General features: G+C 63.8%; 15 protein-coding genes. 12 read left to right on the top strand and 3 right to left on the bottom strand.

Annotated features, from left to right (window positions below):
• Window positions 1-927: a homoserine O-succinyltransferase gene (locus tag RGQ15_RS14060; protein ID WP_311160956.1), complete on the bottom strand. Its 927-nt coding sequence runs from the start codon at window positions 925-927 to the stop codon at window positions 1-3.
• Window positions 927-1,790: an ATPase gene (locus RGQ15_RS14055; protein ID WP_311160955.1), complete on the bottom strand. Its 864-nt coding sequence runs from the start codon at window positions 1,788-1,790 to the stop codon at window positions 927-929. The genes RGQ15_RS14060 and RGQ15_RS14055 overlap by 1 nt, the downstream gene beginning before the upstream one ends.
• A gap of 218 nt (window positions 1,791-2,008) precedes the next feature.
• On the opposite strand from RGQ15_RS14055, the gene RGQ15_RS14050 reads away from it, so the two are divergent.
• The 12 genes from RGQ15_RS14050 (at window position 2,009) to recN (ending at window position 16,067) form a co-directional block, all read left to right on the top strand.
• The gene (locus RGQ15_RS14050) at window positions 2,009-3,178 is read left to right on the top strand and encodes a peptidoglycan glycosyltransferase FtsW (RefSeq protein ID WP_311160953.1); all 1,170 of its coding nucleotides are present in this window, start codon (window positions 2,009-2,011) and stop codon (window positions 3,176-3,178) included.
• Window positions 3,175-4,266, top strand: coding sequence for a UDP-N-acetylglucosamine--N-acetylmuramyl-(pentapeptide) pyrophosphoryl-undecaprenol N-acetylglucosamine transferase (locus tag RGQ15_RS14045; protein WP_311160952.1), 1,092 nt, complete (start codon window positions 3,175-3,177; stop codon window positions 4,264-4,266). The genes RGQ15_RS14050 and RGQ15_RS14045 overlap by 4 nt, the downstream gene beginning before the upstream one ends.
• Window positions 4,263-5,690 carry a UDP-N-acetylmuramate--L-alanine ligase gene (gene murC / locus RGQ15_RS14040; protein WP_311160951.1) on the top strand — a complete coding sequence of 476 codons (1,428 nt, stop codon included), beginning with the start codon at window positions 4,263-4,265 and terminating at the stop codon, window positions 5,688-5,690. The genes RGQ15_RS14045 and murC overlap by 4 nt, the downstream gene beginning before the upstream one ends.
• Window positions 5,687-5,965 (top strand): DUF2484 family protein, encoded by a 279-nt coding sequence (locus RGQ15_RS14035; protein ID WP_311160950.1) that lies wholly within the window; start codon window positions 5,687-5,689, stop codon window positions 5,963-5,965. Before murC ends, RGQ15_RS14035 begins: the two co-directional genes overlap by 4 nt.
• Window positions 5,966-6,029: 64 nt before the next feature.
• Window positions 6,030-6,968, top strand: a complete 939-nt coding sequence (gene murB / locus RGQ15_RS14030; protein ID WP_311160949.1) for a UDP-N-acetylmuramate dehydrogenase — start codon at window positions 6,030-6,032, stop codon at window positions 6,966-6,968.
• 121 nt (window positions 6,969-7,089) lie between these two features.
• Window positions 7,090-8,010, top strand: coding sequence for a D-alanine--D-alanine ligase (locus RGQ15_RS14025; protein ID WP_311160948.1), 921 nt, complete (start codon window positions 7,090-7,092; stop codon window positions 8,008-8,010).
• Window positions 7,998-9,032 carry a cell division protein FtsQ/DivIB gene (locus tag RGQ15_RS14020; protein WP_311160947.1) on the top strand — a complete coding sequence of 345 codons (1,035 nt, stop codon included), beginning with the start codon at window positions 7,998-8,000 and terminating at the stop codon, window positions 9,030-9,032. Before RGQ15_RS14025 ends, RGQ15_RS14020 begins: the two co-directional genes overlap by 13 nt.
• A gap of 23 nt (window positions 9,033-9,055) precedes the next feature.
• Complete coding sequence (gene ftsA / locus RGQ15_RS14015) at window positions 9,056-10,390, top strand: cell division protein FtsA (RefSeq protein ID WP_311160946.1); 1,335 nt, start codon at window positions 9,056-9,058, stop codon at window positions 10,388-10,390.
• A 214-nt stretch (window positions 10,391-10,604) separates the two neighbouring features.
• Window positions 10,605-12,239, top strand: a complete 1,635-nt coding sequence (gene ftsZ / locus RGQ15_RS14010) for a cell division protein FtsZ (RefSeq protein ID WP_311160945.1) — start codon at window positions 10,605-10,607, stop codon at window positions 12,237-12,239.
• A 237-nt stretch (window positions 12,240-12,476) separates the two neighbouring features.
• The gene (gene lpxC / locus RGQ15_RS14005) at window positions 12,477-13,418 is read left to right on the top strand and encodes a UDP-3-O-acyl-N-acetylglucosamine deacetylase (RefSeq protein WP_311160944.1); all 942 of its coding nucleotides are present in this window, start codon (window positions 12,477-12,479) and stop codon (window positions 13,416-13,418) included.
• A 152-nt stretch (window positions 13,419-13,570) separates the two neighbouring features.
• Window positions 13,571-14,416 carry an outer membrane protein assembly factor BamD gene (locus RGQ15_RS14000; RefSeq protein ID WP_311160943.1) on the top strand — a complete coding sequence of 282 codons (846 nt, stop codon included), beginning with the start codon at window positions 13,571-13,573 and terminating at the stop codon, window positions 14,414-14,416.
• Between the two features lie 7 nt (window positions 14,417-14,423).
• Window positions 14,424-16,067, top strand: coding sequence for a DNA repair protein RecN (recN, locus tag RGQ15_RS13995; RefSeq protein ID WP_311160942.1), 1,644 nt, complete (start codon window positions 14,424-14,426; stop codon window positions 16,065-16,067).
• Here the strand turns inward: recN and RGQ15_RS13990 are convergent, their stop codons facing one another.
• Window positions 16,068-16,394 (bottom strand): hypothetical protein, encoded by a 327-nt coding sequence (locus RGQ15_RS13990; RefSeq protein ID WP_311160941.1) that lies wholly within the window; start codon window positions 16,392-16,394, stop codon window positions 16,068-16,070. It lies immediately after the preceding gene.
• Window positions 16,395-16,453 lie beyond the last annotated feature (59 nt).

Here is a 16,453-nt window from a genome sequence, read left to right as displayed (position 1 = left end):
TCAGCCCTTTCCGATCTGCTCCATATCATAATAGGTCGTCTGGTAGATCTCGTTGATCCAATTACCGTAAAGCAGGTGGGCATGGCTGCGCCAGCGGTTCGTGGGTTGCTGGCTGGGATCGTCATCCGGATAGTAATTCACCGGGACGTTGATCTGCTTGCCTGCGATCACGTCGCGATCATATTCGTCCTTAAGCGTCGTGCTGTCATATTCGAAATGGTTGAAGACATAGAGCGCGCGCCGGCTCGGATCTTCGATCAGGCAGGGTCCAGCCTGATCCGACGCAATCAGCGTGCGCAGGGCCGGGATGGCGTCGACTTCATTCTGGCGCACTTCGGTCCAGCGGCTGACGGGAACCAGCACATCATCCGAGAAGCCGCGCAGATAGGGGCTGGCGGGCGCAAGGTTGCGATGCCGAAAGCAGCCGAAGGCCTTGTGATCGAGGATGTGTTTCTTCAGCCCGTTGAAATGCCAGGCCATCGCCATGCCGCCCCAGCAGACCCCAAAGGTCGAATGCACATGGCTCTGGGTCCATTCGAAGACGCGCGTCAGCTCGTCCCAATAGGTCACCTCCTCGAAGGGCAGGTGCTCGATCGGGGCACCCGTGATGACGAGCCCGTCGAACTTTTCGCCCGTGGCCTCGACCTCGCTGAAGCGCCGGTAGAAGGATTGCATGTGATCGGCCGCGGTGTTGCGACTTTCGTGGTCGGACATGCGGATCAACTGGAAGTCGATCTGCAAAGGTGTCGCGCCGATCAGCCGGGCGAACTGGTTCTCGGTCTGGATCTTCTTCGGCATCAGGTTCAGAAGCCCGATGCGCAAGGGCCGGATGTCCTGGGTCGCGGCCCGACCCGGCGACATGACCATCACGCCCTCGTTCGACAGGATGTCGAAGGCGGGCAGGTCATTTGGCAGGGTGATGGGCATCATGCGTCCTTTCTGTCGATGGCTCGGCCGATCAGGGCGATCAGGTCGTCCGGCGTGTGAACTTCGGCAACTTCCTCGGCTTGCAGCGTCACGCCGCGCCGCGCCATCGCCTCGTAGCGGGGCTGGCGATGGGCAAGGGCGCGTGCATAGGTCCAGCGGATGAATTCGTCTGGATTGACCTGTTCTTCGCGCAGCCCCATTTCAACCCTGTAATCCGTCCATGCGCGGTCCAGGAATTGCGGCTGATAATACATGGGTTTCGGCGCGCGATCGAAGCGACGCACCAGTTCGGCGGTATGCGCATCCGAACCCTTGATCCAGACCAGCAGAAGATCGCGTTCCAGCGCGTCCAGCACGGGGTCGCTTGCCGCGAAAGGGTCGACCACTTCGCAGACAGACCCGCCCGAGTCGCAGACGAAATTCGGTATTCCGTAGATGTCCTTTGCGCGGTGAATGAAATGCGACGTATCCAGCAGCGACGAGATTTCAGCCGCTCGATGCTGGTCCTGACGGCGCATGTATTCCTCGAAGTCCAGCCCGCCGCGCGACGGGCTGCCGGGCTTGCCGAGATAGGTCGAAAGCGGCGCGAGGTTCTCGAATGTGATATTCGAGGCGATATAGACGGAATCCGACAGCAGAAGCTCGCGCAGGAAAGGTACTTTCATCGCCTCGCGCTTGAAGTTGTCGGCAATCAGCTCGCCCATGTAGCGGGTTCCGATGCGGTAATCGACGGAATAGTGGAACCAGTCGCCCGCATTCCTGAGCATGGTCGCGAGATAGGTCTTGCCCAGTCCCGACATGCCGAAAAACAGCACGCGCTTGCGTGGCGCCATGAGCCATTCGGCCGTCGAATTGTAAAGCATCTTCGGATCCCCATTCGGTCCCGCGATAGTTAGAACCGCGAAGCGAGAGAGAAAAGGGCCTTTCCGGCCCTTACCCTCAGGGTTGTGGAGCGATCTCGCACGCAATCGATGAATCCGTGGTAGCGTGAACGTGGCATTCGCGCTATCATCCCGAACAGACCCGGAAAAACGGGCACCCGGAGACGGGATTTGGCAGAGGCAGTGACGGCGGTTCATCCATGACCGAGATGGTCTTTGGCACCACGCCCGTGCGGGCTGGTGATCCGATTCTTCCACGTTGGTGGCGCACGGTCGACCGATGGTCGCTGGCTTGTGTGCTGGGGCTATTCTCGATCGGGATACTTCTCGGTTTGGCTGCATCCGTGCCGTTGGCCGAAAAGAACAACTTGCCGCAATTCTATTATGTGACGCGGCAGGCAGTTTTCGGCTCGGCCGCCTTGCTTGTCATGCTGGTCATCTCGACCTTCTCGCCGCGCCAGGTCAGGCGTATCGGCGTGCTGGGCTTCGTGGTTGCGATGACGGCGATCTTTCTCTTGCCGCTGATCGGAACCGATTTCGGAAAGGGCGCGGTGCGTTGGTTGCGCTTACCCGGCGGGATGTCGATCCAACCCTCCGAGTTCTTGAAACCCTGCTTTATCGCCATCTGTGGCTGGTTCATGGCCGCGAGCCAGGAAGTGGGCGGGCCGCCCGGACGCTCGATCTCGGCGCTTGTCGCGAGCGTCGTAGTCGTCATGCTGGCGTTGCAGCCGGATTTCGGCCAGGCCTCGCTCGTGCTCTTTTCGTGGTGCGTGATGTTCTTCATCGCCGGCGCGCCGCTCTACATCCTGCTTGGCGTGCTTGCCCTGGCGACTGTGGGCGGGCTTTTCTCGTATAACGCGTCGGAACATTTCGCGCGTCGGATCGACGGCTTCCTGGCTGCCGAAATCGATCCGCGCACCCAGATCGGCTATGCCACCAACGCGATCCAGGAGGGTGGCTTCTTCGGCGTCGGTGTCGGGGAGGGGTCGGTGAAATGGTCGCTGCCCGATGCGCATACCGATTTCATCATCGCCGTCGCGGCCGAGGAATACGGGCTGATCCTCGTCCTGATCATCATCTCGCTTTATGCGACCATCGTGATCCGTTCGCTCGCCCGGCTCAGGAATGAACGCGATCCGTTTGCCCGGATCGCCGGCACGGGTCTTGCCTGCGCTTTTGGTGTGCAGGCGGTGATCAACATGGGGGTCGCCGTGCGCCTGCTGCCAGCCAAGGGCATGACCCTGCCTTTCGTCAGCTACGGCGGTTCGTCCGTCATTGCGTCGGGGATCGCCGTCGGCATGTTGCTGGCCTTGACCCGCTCGCGACCGCAGGGGCGGATGGCGGATGTTCTGGGTCGGGGCCGGTCATGACCGTCAAGATCCCCTATTGCCTGATCGCCGCCGGAGGCACCGGCGGCCACATGTTTCCCGCCCAGGCCCTTGCCGAGGAATTGCTGGCGCGCGGCTGGCGGGTCAAGCTTTCGACCGACGAACGAGGCGCCAGATATGCCACGGCCTTTCCCGAGGCCGTCACGCGCGAAGTGGTCGATTCAGCGACGACCGCCCGGGGCGGAGCGGCGGCCAAGCTCGTGGTTCCGTTCCGTATCGGTTCGGGCGTGATCTCGGCATGGCGTGCCCTGAAACAGGATCGGCCTGCTGTGGTGGTGGGATTCGGGGGCTATCCGACCATCCCTGCGATGTCGGCGGCGCTGGCATTGAACATTCCCCGGATGATCCACGAACAGAACGGCGTCATGGGCCGCGTGAATTCGACCTTTGCCGGACGGGTCAACAAGGTTGCCTGCGGCACCTGGCCGACGCAGTTACCCCCGGGTATCGAGGGCATCCACACCGGAAATCCGGTCCGCAAGGCCGTGCTGGATCGGGCTGGCATGCCCTATGTCCAGCCGGGCGACGGGGCGCTGAACGTTCTGGTGATCGGCGGAAGTCAGGGCGCCCGCGTTCTGTCGGACGTCGTGCCCGAGGCGATCATCGGCTTGCCCGAGGATCTTCGCGCCCGTCTCCATGTCAGCCATCAGGCCCGCGCCGAGGATGGCGAGCGGGTCAGCGCGGCTTACCGCGAGGCGGGCATCAAGGCAGAGGTGCAACCCTTCTTCGAGGATGTGCCGCGCAGGTTGGCCGAATGCCAACTGGTCGTCAGCCGGGCAGGGGCATCGTCCCTTGCCGACATCACCGTGATCGGCCGCCCGGCCATTCTGATCCCCTTTGCGGCCGCGACCGGAGACCACCAGACGGCGAATGCGCGTGCCGTGGCGGAATCCGGTGCGGCCATCGTCCTTCCCGAATCCGTGCTTGACGTTGAGAGCCTCAGGCGCGACATGCGGGGAATCCTTACGGACGGCCCCCGCGCCTCCGCCATGGCTGCGGCCGCGCTGGCCCTTGGCCGCCCCGATGCGGCGCAGCGACTTGCAGATCTAGTGACGGAACTGACCGCATGAACGCAGCGACCAAACTTCCGGGCGAGCTTGGGCCCATCCACTTTGTCGGCATCGGCGGCATCGGCATGTCCGGGATTGCCGAAGTGCTGATGACGCTGGGCTATGCCGTCCAGGGGTCGGACGCCCGGCGTTCGAAGATCACCGACCGGCTGGAAACGCTCGGCGCGACCGTCTTCGAGGGGCAGAGGGCCGAGAATCTCGGCGAGGCGGGCGTTGTCGTGATCTCGACCGCGATCAAGAAAGGCAACCCCGAGCTCGAGGAAGCCCGTCGTCGCGGCCTGCCCGTGGTTCGTCGCGCCGAGATGCTGGCCGAACTGATGCGGCTCAAGTCGAACATCGCGATCGCCGGGACGCATGGCAAGACGACGACCACGACGATGGTCGCGACGCTGCTTGACGCCGGCGCCTTCGATCCGACGGTCATCAATGGCGGCGTCATCCATGCCTATGGTTCGAACGCCCGCGCGGGTGCCGGCGAATGGATGGTGGTCGAGGCCGACGAATCCGACGGTTCCTTCAACCGTCTGCCCGCGACCATCGCCATCGTCACCAATATCGACCCCGAGCACATGGAGCACTGGGGCAGCTTCGATGCGCTGCGCAAGGGCTTCCAGGATTTCGTCTCGAACATTCCGTTCTACGGCCTGGCCGTCTGCTGCACCGACCATGCCGAGGTTCAGTCCCTGGTCGGCAAGCTGTCGGATCGGCGGGTCGTGACCTTCGGGTTCAACGCCCAGGCCGATGTGCGGGCGACGAACCTGCGCTACGAAAATGGTATCGCGCATTTCGATATTGCGCTTCAGGGCGAGGCCGAGCTCAATGACGGCGAAACGCCCGTCATCGAGGGCTGCACCCTGCCCATGCCGGGCGACCACAATGTCTCGAACGCGCTGGCCGCCGTCGCCGTGGCGCGTCATCTTGGCATGAAGCGCGCCCAGATCCGTGACGCGCTGGCGAAATTCGGGGGCGTCGGTCGCCGCTTCACCCGCGTGGGCGAAGTGAATGGCGTCACCATCATCGACGACTACGGGCACCACCCGGTCGAAATCGCCGCGGTGCTGAAGGCTGCGCGCCAGTCCACCAAGGGCCGGGTCATCGCGGTTCACCAGCCACATCGTTTCTCGCGACTGTCGAGCCTCTTCGACGATTTCTGCACCTGCTTCAACGAAGCGGATGTCGTCGGCATAGCCGAGGTCTATTCGGCGGGCGAAGAGCCCATTCCCGGTGCATCTCGCGACGATCTGGTCGCGGGGCTCATCGCACATGGTCACCGCCATGCACGCGCCGTCATCGATGAGGCGGATCTGGCCCGACTGGTGCGAGAGCAGGCGCGGCCCGGCGACATGGTTGTCTGCCTGGGCGCTGGTACGATTTCCACCTGGGCCAACAATCTCCCGGACCGGCTGCAGGAGGCGGCGGCGTGATCGGGCTGGCCAGCCATCCGGGCCTTGCGGCTCTGGGAGGGTTGGGCTGGATGCTCTTCGCATCTGCGCTGCCATTGCTGCGACCGGTCTGGCGGACCGCCCTTTTCTGGGGGCTTGTCGCTGCGGGGGTGCCCATTCTTGGCTGGCTGACCTATCTCTGCGGGCCCGGCTTCGGGGTCCTTTTCATGGCGCTCGGCCTGTCGATCCTGGTCTGGCCCCCGCTTGAAATGCTGCGCCGCCGTCGCCGCGGCTCTGCCCATCCCGGTGCGCAATAGGGCAGGTTTGCGCGAAACGCGGCTTTGGTTTACCAAGCCCGCCGATTGCCCAGAGGAGCCCGCAATGTCCAACAGCGCCCTGATCCCGGTCGCCCTGCCGCAAGTGCGCGGTGCCCTGACGCCCCAACGGAGCCTGGCGGACCTGACCTGGCTCAGGGTTGGCGGTCCCGCGGAATATCTGTTCCAGCCTGCCGACGAAGGCGATCTTTGCACGTTTCTTGCGTCGCTTGACGGGGCTGTGCCGGTCTTTCCGATCGGCGTCGGCTCCAACCTGATCGTCCGCGATGGGGGGATTCGCGGTGTCGTCATCCGTCTGGGGCGCGGGTTCAACGCGATTGCCTTCGAGGATGGTGTCGTCACGACGGGGGCTGCCGCGCTGGATGCCCATGTCGCCCGGCGAGCGGCCGAAGCGGGGCTGGACCTGACCTTCCTGCGGACCATCCCCGGAAGCATCGGCGGCGCGGTACGCATGAACGCGGGGTGCTACGGGTCTTATGTGGCGGATCACCTGATTTCCGTCCGGGCGGTGACGCGGGACGGCAGTATCCGCGAGATCGCGGCCCACGACCTGCATTTCGGCTATCGTCATTCGGAACTGCCCGAAGGATGGATCGTGACCGAGGCGCGCTTCCGCGCGGCGACGGGAGATCCGGCGGAACTCGTCGCCCGAATGGATGAACAGCTCGCCCGGCGGGATGCGAGCCAGCCGACCAGGGACCGCAGCGCGGGTTCGACCTTCCGCAACCCTGCTGGCTATTCATCAACTGGCCGCGCGGATGATACGCATGAGCTGAAGGCCTGGGCCCTGATCGATGCGGCAGGGCTGCGTGGCTACCGTCTTGGCGGGGCGCAGATGTCCGAAAAGCACCCGAACTTTCTTCTGAACGCAGATGGCGCGACGGCAGCCGAACTTGAGGCTTTGGGCGAATTCGTGCGCAAACGTGTCCATGAAACAAGCGGACATGAGCTGCAATGGGAGGTAATTCGCATCGGTGAGCCGTAACCTGCCGGTCTCACAGCAAAAATCGCGTAAAACGCGAAAAAGGGACTTTTGCGAACAGGTATCTGCGGCTATCCTCGCTTCATAAATACCCGGATCAACCGGGTTCACGAGGCAGGAATTGGTGGGCAGGTCGAGCAGGACAGCCCCGAAAGTCGCAGTTCTCATGGGCGGACCCTCGGCCGAGCGCGAGGTATCCCTGTCCTCGGGGCGTGAATGCGCTCTGGCGTTGCGGCAGGCGGGCTACGAGGTCAACGAAATCGATGCGGGCAGGGATCTGCCCGAGCGTCTGGCTGCATGTGCGCCCGATGTCGTCTTCAACGCGCTGCATGGCCGTTGGGGCGAGGATGGCTGCGTCCAGGGCCTGATGGAATGGCTGGGTTACCGCTATACCCATTCCGGCGTGCTTGCCTCGGCAATCGCCATGGACAAGAGCCGCGCCAAGCAGGCTTTCCGCGAGGCGGGTCTGCCCGTCGTCGAAAGCGTTATCGCCGATGCCCACGAAGTTCGCGCGCGCCATGTGATGGCGCCGCCCTATGTGGTCAAGCCGAATGACGAGGGCTCGTCGGTCGGTGTCTATATCGTGCATGAGGCGGCAAACAGCCCGCCGCAGCTTTCCGACAAGATGCCAGCCCGTGTCATGGTCGAAACCTACGCGCCGGGCCGCGAACTGACGACGGCCGTGCTGGGCGACCGCGCCCTTGGGATCACGGAAATCAAGACCGAGGGCTGGTACGACTACGATGCCAAATACAAGCCCGGCGGTTCGACCCATGTCATTCCCGCCGAAATTCCCGAAGAGATTGCCGCCGCATGCCGCGATTTTGCGGTCCGGGCGCATCAGGCGCTTGGATGCCGCGGTCTCAGCCGCACCGATTTCCGCTGGGACGAAAGCCGTGGACTCGACGGTCTGATCCTTCTCGAGGTCAATACCCAGCCCGGCATGACGCCAACTTCGCTCGCTCCCGAGCAGGCCGCCTATTCGGGCATGAGCTTTCCCGATCTGTGCTCGTGGATCGTCGAGGAGGCGCTATGCAGGGACTGAACCCCTTCCGCCAAGATCAGGAGCCCGGCCGTCCGGTCCCTGTCCGTCACGCGCCAAGCAGGCCGATGCCACAGGGCAAGGCGGCGGGTCGTCGCGATCCGGCGCCGTCGCGGCTGGCATATCGTCTGAACAGGATGATGTTGCGGCCATTGATCCGGCGGCTTGTGCGGATCGGTCTGCCGGCCTTCCTGGCTGCAATGGTGGCGGGGATCTGGCTTTCGGACGACACGCGCCGCGCCAACCTGAGCAGCGGGATCGATGGGATGGTGGACAAGGTCCAGCACCGTGATGCCTTCATGGTTCACAGCCTTGAAATCGAGGGCGCGTCGGATGCGGTGACCAAAGGGCTTGGCGCGATGCTGCCCGTGGATCTGCCTGCGTCGAGCTTTGATATCGATCTGGAAAAGCTGCGCGAGCGGGTCCTGAAGCTTGATGCCGTCGCGGCGATCGAATTGCGTATCAAGCCCGGCGGCATCCTTTCTGCCGTTGTCACCGAACGCGTCCCTGCCGTGCTGTGGCGTCACCCACGCGGGGTCGAGCTTCTGGACAAGACCGGCCATCGCGTTGCTTCGGTCACGGCGCGGGACGTGCGCGCCGATCTTCCGTTGATCGCGGGTGAAGGGGCCGATCGCGCTGCTGCCGAGGCCCTGGCGCTGATCGACGCGGCGGGACCGATCCTGCCGCGATTGCGCGGGCTCGAGCGCATCGGTGAGCGGCGCTGGGACGTGGTGCTGGATCGCGGGCAACGCATCATGTTGCCCGAAGACGGAGCACTGCGGGCCTTCGAGCGCGCCATGGGTCTAGACCAGGCGCAAAGCCTTCTGTCGCGCGATGTCGATGTCGTGGACCTGCGCAGGGAAGCACGGCCTGTCCTGCGCATCGGGCTCGAGGCCCAAAACGCCATTCGCCGCGCTCGGGGCCAGGTCGAACTCGGGGCCGATGGCAAACCACTGGATACCAAGACCGGATCGGCCGCAGGGGCCGCCAGGACAGACACGGGAACTCAAGCGAAAAAGACTTGAAGAAATTCTGAAGGGGCAGGGGAATGAAGGATCTGTACCAGGGTCAAAGAGCGATGCGCGCCATGCGCCGGCAGGCCATGCAGCGTGGGGTCATCGCGGTCTTGGACATCGGAACCTCCAAGATCGGCTGCCTCGTGCTTCAGTTCGACGGACCCGGCCAGTTCCGCGAAACCGACGGCGTCGGCCCGATGGCGGGGCAGTCCAATTTCCGTGTCATCGGCAGCGCCCAGACGCGTTCCCGCGGCATGCGTGCCGGTGAAATCCAGACCATGGCCGAAACCGAACGCGCCATCCGCACGGTCATCCAGTCCGCGCAAAGGGCGGCCGGTGTGCGGGTCGATCACGTCATTGCCTGCATCTCCGGGGCGCGGCCCGCTTCATATGGGTTGGCTGGAGAGATCTCACTGCCGGCGGGCAAGGTGGCCGCGAGCGATGTCGCCCGCGTGCTGGCCGCCTGCGATGTTCCCGATTTCGGACGTGGCCGCGAGGTCTTGCACGCCCAGCCCGTGAACTTCGCGGTCGACGACCGTTCCGGGCTTTCCGATCCCCGCGATCATGCAGGCGGAGCATTGGCCGTCGACATGCATGTGCTGACCATCGACGGGGATGCGGCGGGCAATCTGGTGCATTGCATCCGGCGTTGCGACATGGAACTTGCTGGGGTCGCCTCGGCCTCTTACGCCTCGGGGCTGGCCTCGCTGGTCGAGGACGAGCAGGAACTGGGCGCAGCCTGCATCGATCTGGGCAGCGGCACGACAGGCGTGTCGGTCTTTATCAAGAAGCACATGATCTTTGCTGATGCGGTGCGCTTCGGCGGCGATCTGATCACGCAGGATATCGCGAAAGGCTTGCGTGTGAGCTACGCGCAGGCCGAACGCTTGAAGACCTTGCATGGTGGCGTCGAGGCGACGGGGCGCGACGACCGCGAGATGATCCCGCTTGGCGGCGATACCGGCGATTGGGAAACCGACCAGCGCAGTGTGAGCCGGGCGGACTTGATCGGGATCATGCGTCCCCGGGTTGAAGAGATCCTGGAAAACGTGGGCGGCATCCTTGATGCCGCGGGGTTCGATTCGATGCCGTCACGACAGATCGTGCTGACGGGTGGCGGTTGCCAGATACCGGGGCTCGATACGCTGGCCGCGCGGATGCTGGGGCAGAACGTCCGGATCGGTCGGCCGCTGCGCATCCAGGGATTGCCCCATAACGCGACCGCGCCAGGCTTTGCCTCGGCCATCGGATTGGCGCTTCTGACTGCGCATCCGCAGGACGAGTGGTGGGATTTTGAAATGCCGGCAGAGGCTTATCCGGCCAGAAGCCTCCGACGGGCCTACCGGTGGTTCAAGAACAACTGGTAGTTGATTGATACGTTGATTCGGTGGTGGATGGGGGCGGTCCCCACCACATGCTGGGTTATGGGCAAGATACCGCTGGTTCGCCAGCAATGAACTGCCATATTTTGTGGGAACGCTGTGTTTTTCGGGTGACGCTGCGACAGAATCTGGCTAGGCTTGAGCCATACGGGGACACGACCGGGCGTATGTCCGGCATAACATACGAGGCAGGCGAGACATGGAACGGCAGATCCACTTGATGCTGAATGATGAGCAGGAACTGAAGCCGCGTATCACCGTGTTCGGCGTCGGCGGAGCGGGCGGCAACGCGGTCAACAACATGATCGACAAGCAGCTCGAGGGCGTCGACTTCGTTGTCGCGAATACCGACGCTCAGGCGCTGACCAACTCGAAAGCCGAAAGCCGCATCCAGATCGGTCCGAAAGTGACCGAAGGTCTTGGCGCCGGCGCGAAGCCGTCGATCGGCGCCAAGGCCGCCGAAGAGACCATCGAGGATATTGTCGATCATCTGATGGGCGCGCATATGTGCTTCATCACCGCAGGCATGGGAGGTGGCACCGGTACAGGTGCGGCCCCGATCATCGCTCAGGCCGCGCGCGAAATGGGCATCCTGACCGTTGGCGTCGTGACCAAGCCGTTCCAGTTCGAAGGCACCAAGCGCATGCGGCAGGCCGAAGAGGGCGTCGAGGCCCTGCAAAAGGTCGTCGACACGCTCATCATCATTCCGAACCAGAACCTGTTCCGTCTTGCCAATGAAAAGACGACCTTCACCGAGGCCTTCGCCATGGCCGATGACGTTCTTTACCAAGGCGTCAAGGGCGTGACGGACCTGATGGTCCGTCCGGGCCTGATCAACCTCGACTTCGCCGACGTTCGCGCGGTGATGGACGAGATGGGCAAGGCGATGATGGGGACCGGCGAAGCGTCGGGCGAGAACCGTGCCGTGCAGGCCGCCGAAAAGGCGATTGCCAACCCGCTGCTGGACGAAATCAGCCTCAACGGTGCGAAGGGCGTGCTCATCAACATCACCGGCGGCTACGATCTCACGCTGTTCGAGATGGACGAGGCGGCCGAGAAGATCCGCGAAAAGGTCGATGTCGACGCCAACATCATCGTGGGTTCGACCCTGGATCCGTCGATGGAAGGCTCGATCCGCGTTTCGGTTGTCGCCACCGGGATCGACGCCAGTGCAGCCGAACTGCCGGCGCCGCGCCGCGGCATGAAAGAACCGCTGACCCAGACCCCGTCGGTTGCCCAGAAACCGGCGGAAGAGGAACTGGCCGTTCCGCCGCGCCGCGTTGCACCCGCCGCCGAACAGCGCGATCCCGCGCCCCAGGCCGCGGCGCAACCCGCTGGCCGTCCGCAGCAGCCGGCAGCGACGCATTATGACGAAGACGATATGCCGCGTCCGGCCTACCAGCCTGATAGCCGCCAGACCGCACCGTCGCATCAGGACGCTCTGAATGCCGATTCGGGCAGCTTCCTTGCGCCTCGTCGTCCCGCTCCCGGAACGCCGTCCGAGGCAACGATGAGCCGTCTGGCGCAGGCCGTTCAGCGCGCCCCGGAACGTCAGCAGGCCGCGCCGAACCGCCCGGCCGCACCGCCCGCAGGGCAGGACGTGGCCAGCCGCGTGCAAAGCCGCATGGGTGGCCTCAGCCGGATGCTCGAGCGGATCTCGGGTCATGGCGAGCAGGAAAAACCCGCGCCCTCGACGATCGCCGAACGCGTGAACGAGCGCGTCGCGGCGCGCCGCAGCAGCGGCTTCGACGCTGGTTTCGACGACCTGGCCAGCCCGGACCGTGCCGATGACAATGTCGAAATTCCGGCATTCCTGCGCCGTCAGGCAAACTGAGCCGATCACAAGTTTTTCGGACGGTTTCGTAAAAGGGTCGCTCAGGCGGCCCTTTTCATATTTTATTTCAGGCGTTTGCGTGACACGCCCTTCGTTCGGGTCGAAAGGCGGCCCCTTTGTTTCATCCCGTTACAAATCGTTAATTGTGACTCTCAGGCGTCGCACCTAATTCAGGATCAACGCCATGGGACAAAAGCCCGACGGCGATTCCAACGATGATTTCATACAGGCCAGACCATGCAGACGACCATTGCTCAGAAAGCTCAGTTCCGCGGAGTCGGGCTGCATTCGGGTGCAGCGGTGCGTCTTGCGATTCTTCCGGCCCCGGCGGGCCACGGCATCGTATTCGCACGCACCGATCTTGGCGGCGCGCGAATCCCGGCCCGCTGGGATCACGTCACGCCGTCGCAGCTTTGCACGCTGCTCGACAATGGTCAGGGGGCCACGGTTTCGACCGTCGAGCATGTGATGGCCGCGCTTGCCGGTACGGGCATCCGGAACGCGCTTGTCGAGGTGAACGGCCCTGAAGTGCCGATTCTCGATGGTTCATCCGAGCCCTTCGTTCGGGGTATCCTTGCCGCAGGCATCAGCGAGCAGCCCGAAGCCGCACTGCGCGCGATCCGTATTCTGCGTCCGGTCGAGGTGCATCACGGCCAGGGCTTTGCCCGCCTTTCGCCGGCCGAACATCTTGAGATCCATTTCGACATCGATTTCGCCGACGCGGCGATTGGCCATCAGGAAAAGAAACTCGACATGGCCAATGGCGCCTTCGTGCACGAGCTGATGGACAGTCGTACGTTCTGCCGTCAATCCGATGTCGTGCAGATGCAGCAGAACGGGTTGGCCCTGGGCGGGACCTACCTGAATGCTGTCGTCATCGACGGTGACAAGGTTCTGTCGCCCGGTGGCCTGCGCCACAGCGACGAGGCGGTTCGTCACAAGATGCTGGATGCGGTCGGCGATCTTGCGCTGGCAGGTGCACCCATCCTCGGTCGCTACACCGGGCACCGTGCGGGGCACGCCATGACGAACAAGCTGCTGCATGCGCTTTTCGCCGCGCCGGATGCGTGGGAATGGACAACGGTCACCCCCGCCATCTACGGCCATCTGCCCGGAGCGGGCGTGGCGGCTGGCGCGCTTCACGGCCTCCATCCTGCACAGCAACTCGCTGTTGCCTGATTCTCGGGTGACAAGCTGTCGATACCGTGTTCGATCTGCCCGGATTTTCCGTGCTTTGGCATTTTGCGCAGTCCGATTTTCTATGCTAGGACGACCGAGCCGCGTGGTGATAGGCCAACGGGGCGGAAAAAATTTCTGACGGGCAGGTAGAGATGGCGGGCATCAGATCAGCGGGTTCTTTCATCGCGGTGGTGCTCTCGGTCGGGATTCTTGCGGGATGCGGCGGCTCCGGCAGCGAGCCTCCCGAATCGCTCGAAAGCTTCACTGCCGAGGAAATCTACAAGCGCGGCGAGTACGAGCTTGAGAACAGCCGCAAACCCGAATCGGCAGTGAAGTATTTCTCCGAGGTCGAGCGGCTTTATCCCTATTCCGAATGGGCCAAGCGCGCGCTGATCATGCAGGCCTATTCCTACCATCGCGCGCGTGACTACGAAGAGGCGCGCGGTGCGGCGCAGCGCTTTATCGACACCTATCCTGGTGATGAGGATGCGGCCTATGCCAAATACCTTCTCGCGCTCAGCTATTACGACCAGATCGACGAGGTCGGCCGCGATCAGGGCCTGACCTTCCAGGCGCTGCAATCGCTGCGCGAGGTGATCGAGGAATATCCCGACAGCGAATATGCCCGCTCGTCGATCCTCAAGTTCGATCTCGCCTTCGACCATCTCGCGGCGAAGGAAATGGAAATCGGGCGCTACTACCTGAAACGTGGCCATTACAGCGCAGCGATCAACCGCTTCCGGGTGGTCGTGGAAGAGTACCAGACCACGACGCATACTCCCGAAGCGCTGATGCGCCTTGTCGAGGCCTATCTGGCCCTCGGGCTGACGGATGAGGCCCAGACCGCAGGCGCGATCCTCGGCCACAACTTCCGCTCGTCGCCGTTCTATCTCGACGCCTATGCCCAGCTGAGCGGTGCCGGTCTCGCACCGGAAGTCAGCGGCAACAGCTGGCTGACCAACGTTTATCGTCAGGTCGTTCAGGGCAAATGGTTGTAAGCCGCTGATGCTGCGGCATCTCGATATCCGCGACATGTTGCTGATCGACCGGCTGGAGCTTGATTTCCGGCCGGGGCTCAATGTGCTGACCGGTGAAACCGGCGCGGGCAAGTCGATCCTGCTTGATTGCCTGGGCTTTGTGCTGGGGTGGCGGGGCAGGGCCGATCTGGTGCGCAGTGGAGCCGCCCAGGGCGAGGTCACGGCGGTTTTCGACCTGCCGACCGATCATCCGGGCAGGACCATCCTGACCGATGCGGGAATCCCGGCAGGGGACGAACTGATCCTGCGCCGCGTGAATGGCGCCGACGGTCGCAAGACGGCCTGGATCAATGATCGCCGGGCCTCGGGTGAGGTATTGCGGGCGCTATCCGAAACTCTGGTGGAATTGCACGGCCAGCATGACGATCGCGGCCTGCTCAATCCGCGTGGCCACCGCGCGCTGCTCGATGCCTTCGCCGCAGTCGATCTCGGCCCGGTGCGCGCCGCCTGGGCTGCCCGCCGTGAGGCTGCCACCGCCTTGGCACAGGCCGAGGCATCGCTCGCCGCCGTCAAGGGCGAGGAAGAGTTTCTCCGCCATGCCGTGGCCGAACTCGACACGCTCGCGCCCCAACCCGGAGAAGAGGCCGAGCTTGACACGCGTCGCCGTGCCATGCAGGGCGCCGAACGGATCCGCGGGGACGTTTCGCGCGCCCTTCGCACGCTTGGGCCGGAAGGTGCCGAAGGCGCGATGCTAGAGGCGGTCCGCTGGCTCGACGGCGCCGCCGAACGGGCCGAGGGTCGGCTTGAGGCCCCCGTTGCCTCGCTGCAGCGGGCCTTGATCGAACTTGGCGAAGCCGTATCCGGGGTCGAAACCGCGCTCGAGGCGATGGATTTCGATCCGCATGAACTTGAGAGCACGGAAGAGCGGCTTTTTGCGCTGCGCGCGCTCGCGCGCAAGCATGATGTCCTCCCTGACGATCTGGCGACACTCGCAGACGAGCTGCGGGAAAGACTGTCGAGAATCGATGCTGGCGAAGGGGATCTGGCGCGCTTCCGGGCCGATCTTGCTACGGCCGAGGCGGAATATTTGCAAGCCGCGGCCCGGCTAAGCGCGACGCGCGCTGCGGCCGCCAAGCGGCTCGATGCCGCGATGGCGGACGAACTCGCACCGCTCAGGATGGAGCGCGCCGTCTTCGAGACAAGGCTGGCATCGTCCGAACCCGGCCCCGAGGGGCAGGACATGGTTGCATTCACGGTGGCGACCAATCCCGGCGCCCCCTCTGGCCCGCTGGACAGGATCGCCTCGGGTGGAGAACTGTCGCGCTTCCTGCTGGCGCTGAAGGTCTGTCTGGCACGCGGCAATGACGCGCTCGTGCTGATCTTTGACGAAATCGACCGTGGCGTCGGGGGGGCGACAGCCGATGCCGTGGGGCGTCGTCTGGCCCGGCTGTCCGAAGGGGCGCAGGTGCTGGTCGTGACCCATAGCCCGCAGGTCGCGGCACTGGGCGGGCATCATTTCCGCGTGTCGAAATCGGTGGCCGATGGGATGACGACCTCGACCGTGGCGGCACTGGGTCAGTCGGACAGGGTCGATGAAATCGCCCGAATGCTTTCCGGAGAAGAGATCACGGCTGCCGCCAAGGAAGCGGCGCGCGCCCTGCTCGGCGGCTGATCAGTCGAGGATTTCGTCGATCTGGCGAATGATCGATTGGACCTGCATGGTCTGGGGATCATAGCGGATGAGATAGCCGTCGATCACGCCATAGGTGCTTCCCGCTGGCGGGGCGCTGATGCCGTAAAGGCCCGGGCGGGTGATATGATGCAGCCGATCCGTCCCAACCGGTGCGCCGATCATGATCTTGTAGGGGACGCCCGATGCAGTCTCCCGCATAGAAACGTGCACTGCATCGGGCTCGAGGCCGTGCTGGGCTACGGCCATGCTTGTCGCCGCAAGAGCCATCACGGTGACAAGGATAAGGTTTCTGTTTCTTGACTTCATGGTCGGGCAGTCTGGGCAGATAATCTTTACAATTCCTGAACGCCGGCTTGAATTTCATG

Origin of the sequence: Paracoccus sp. MBLB3053, assembly GCF_031822435.1 — a bacterium.
Classification (GTDB): Bacteria; Pseudomonadota; Alphaproteobacteria; order Rhodobacterales; family Rhodobacteraceae; genus Paracoccus; species Paracoccus aurantius.
Note: the sequence above shows the minus strand (reverse complement) of the source record. Positions and strands in the feature narration are given on the sequence as shown.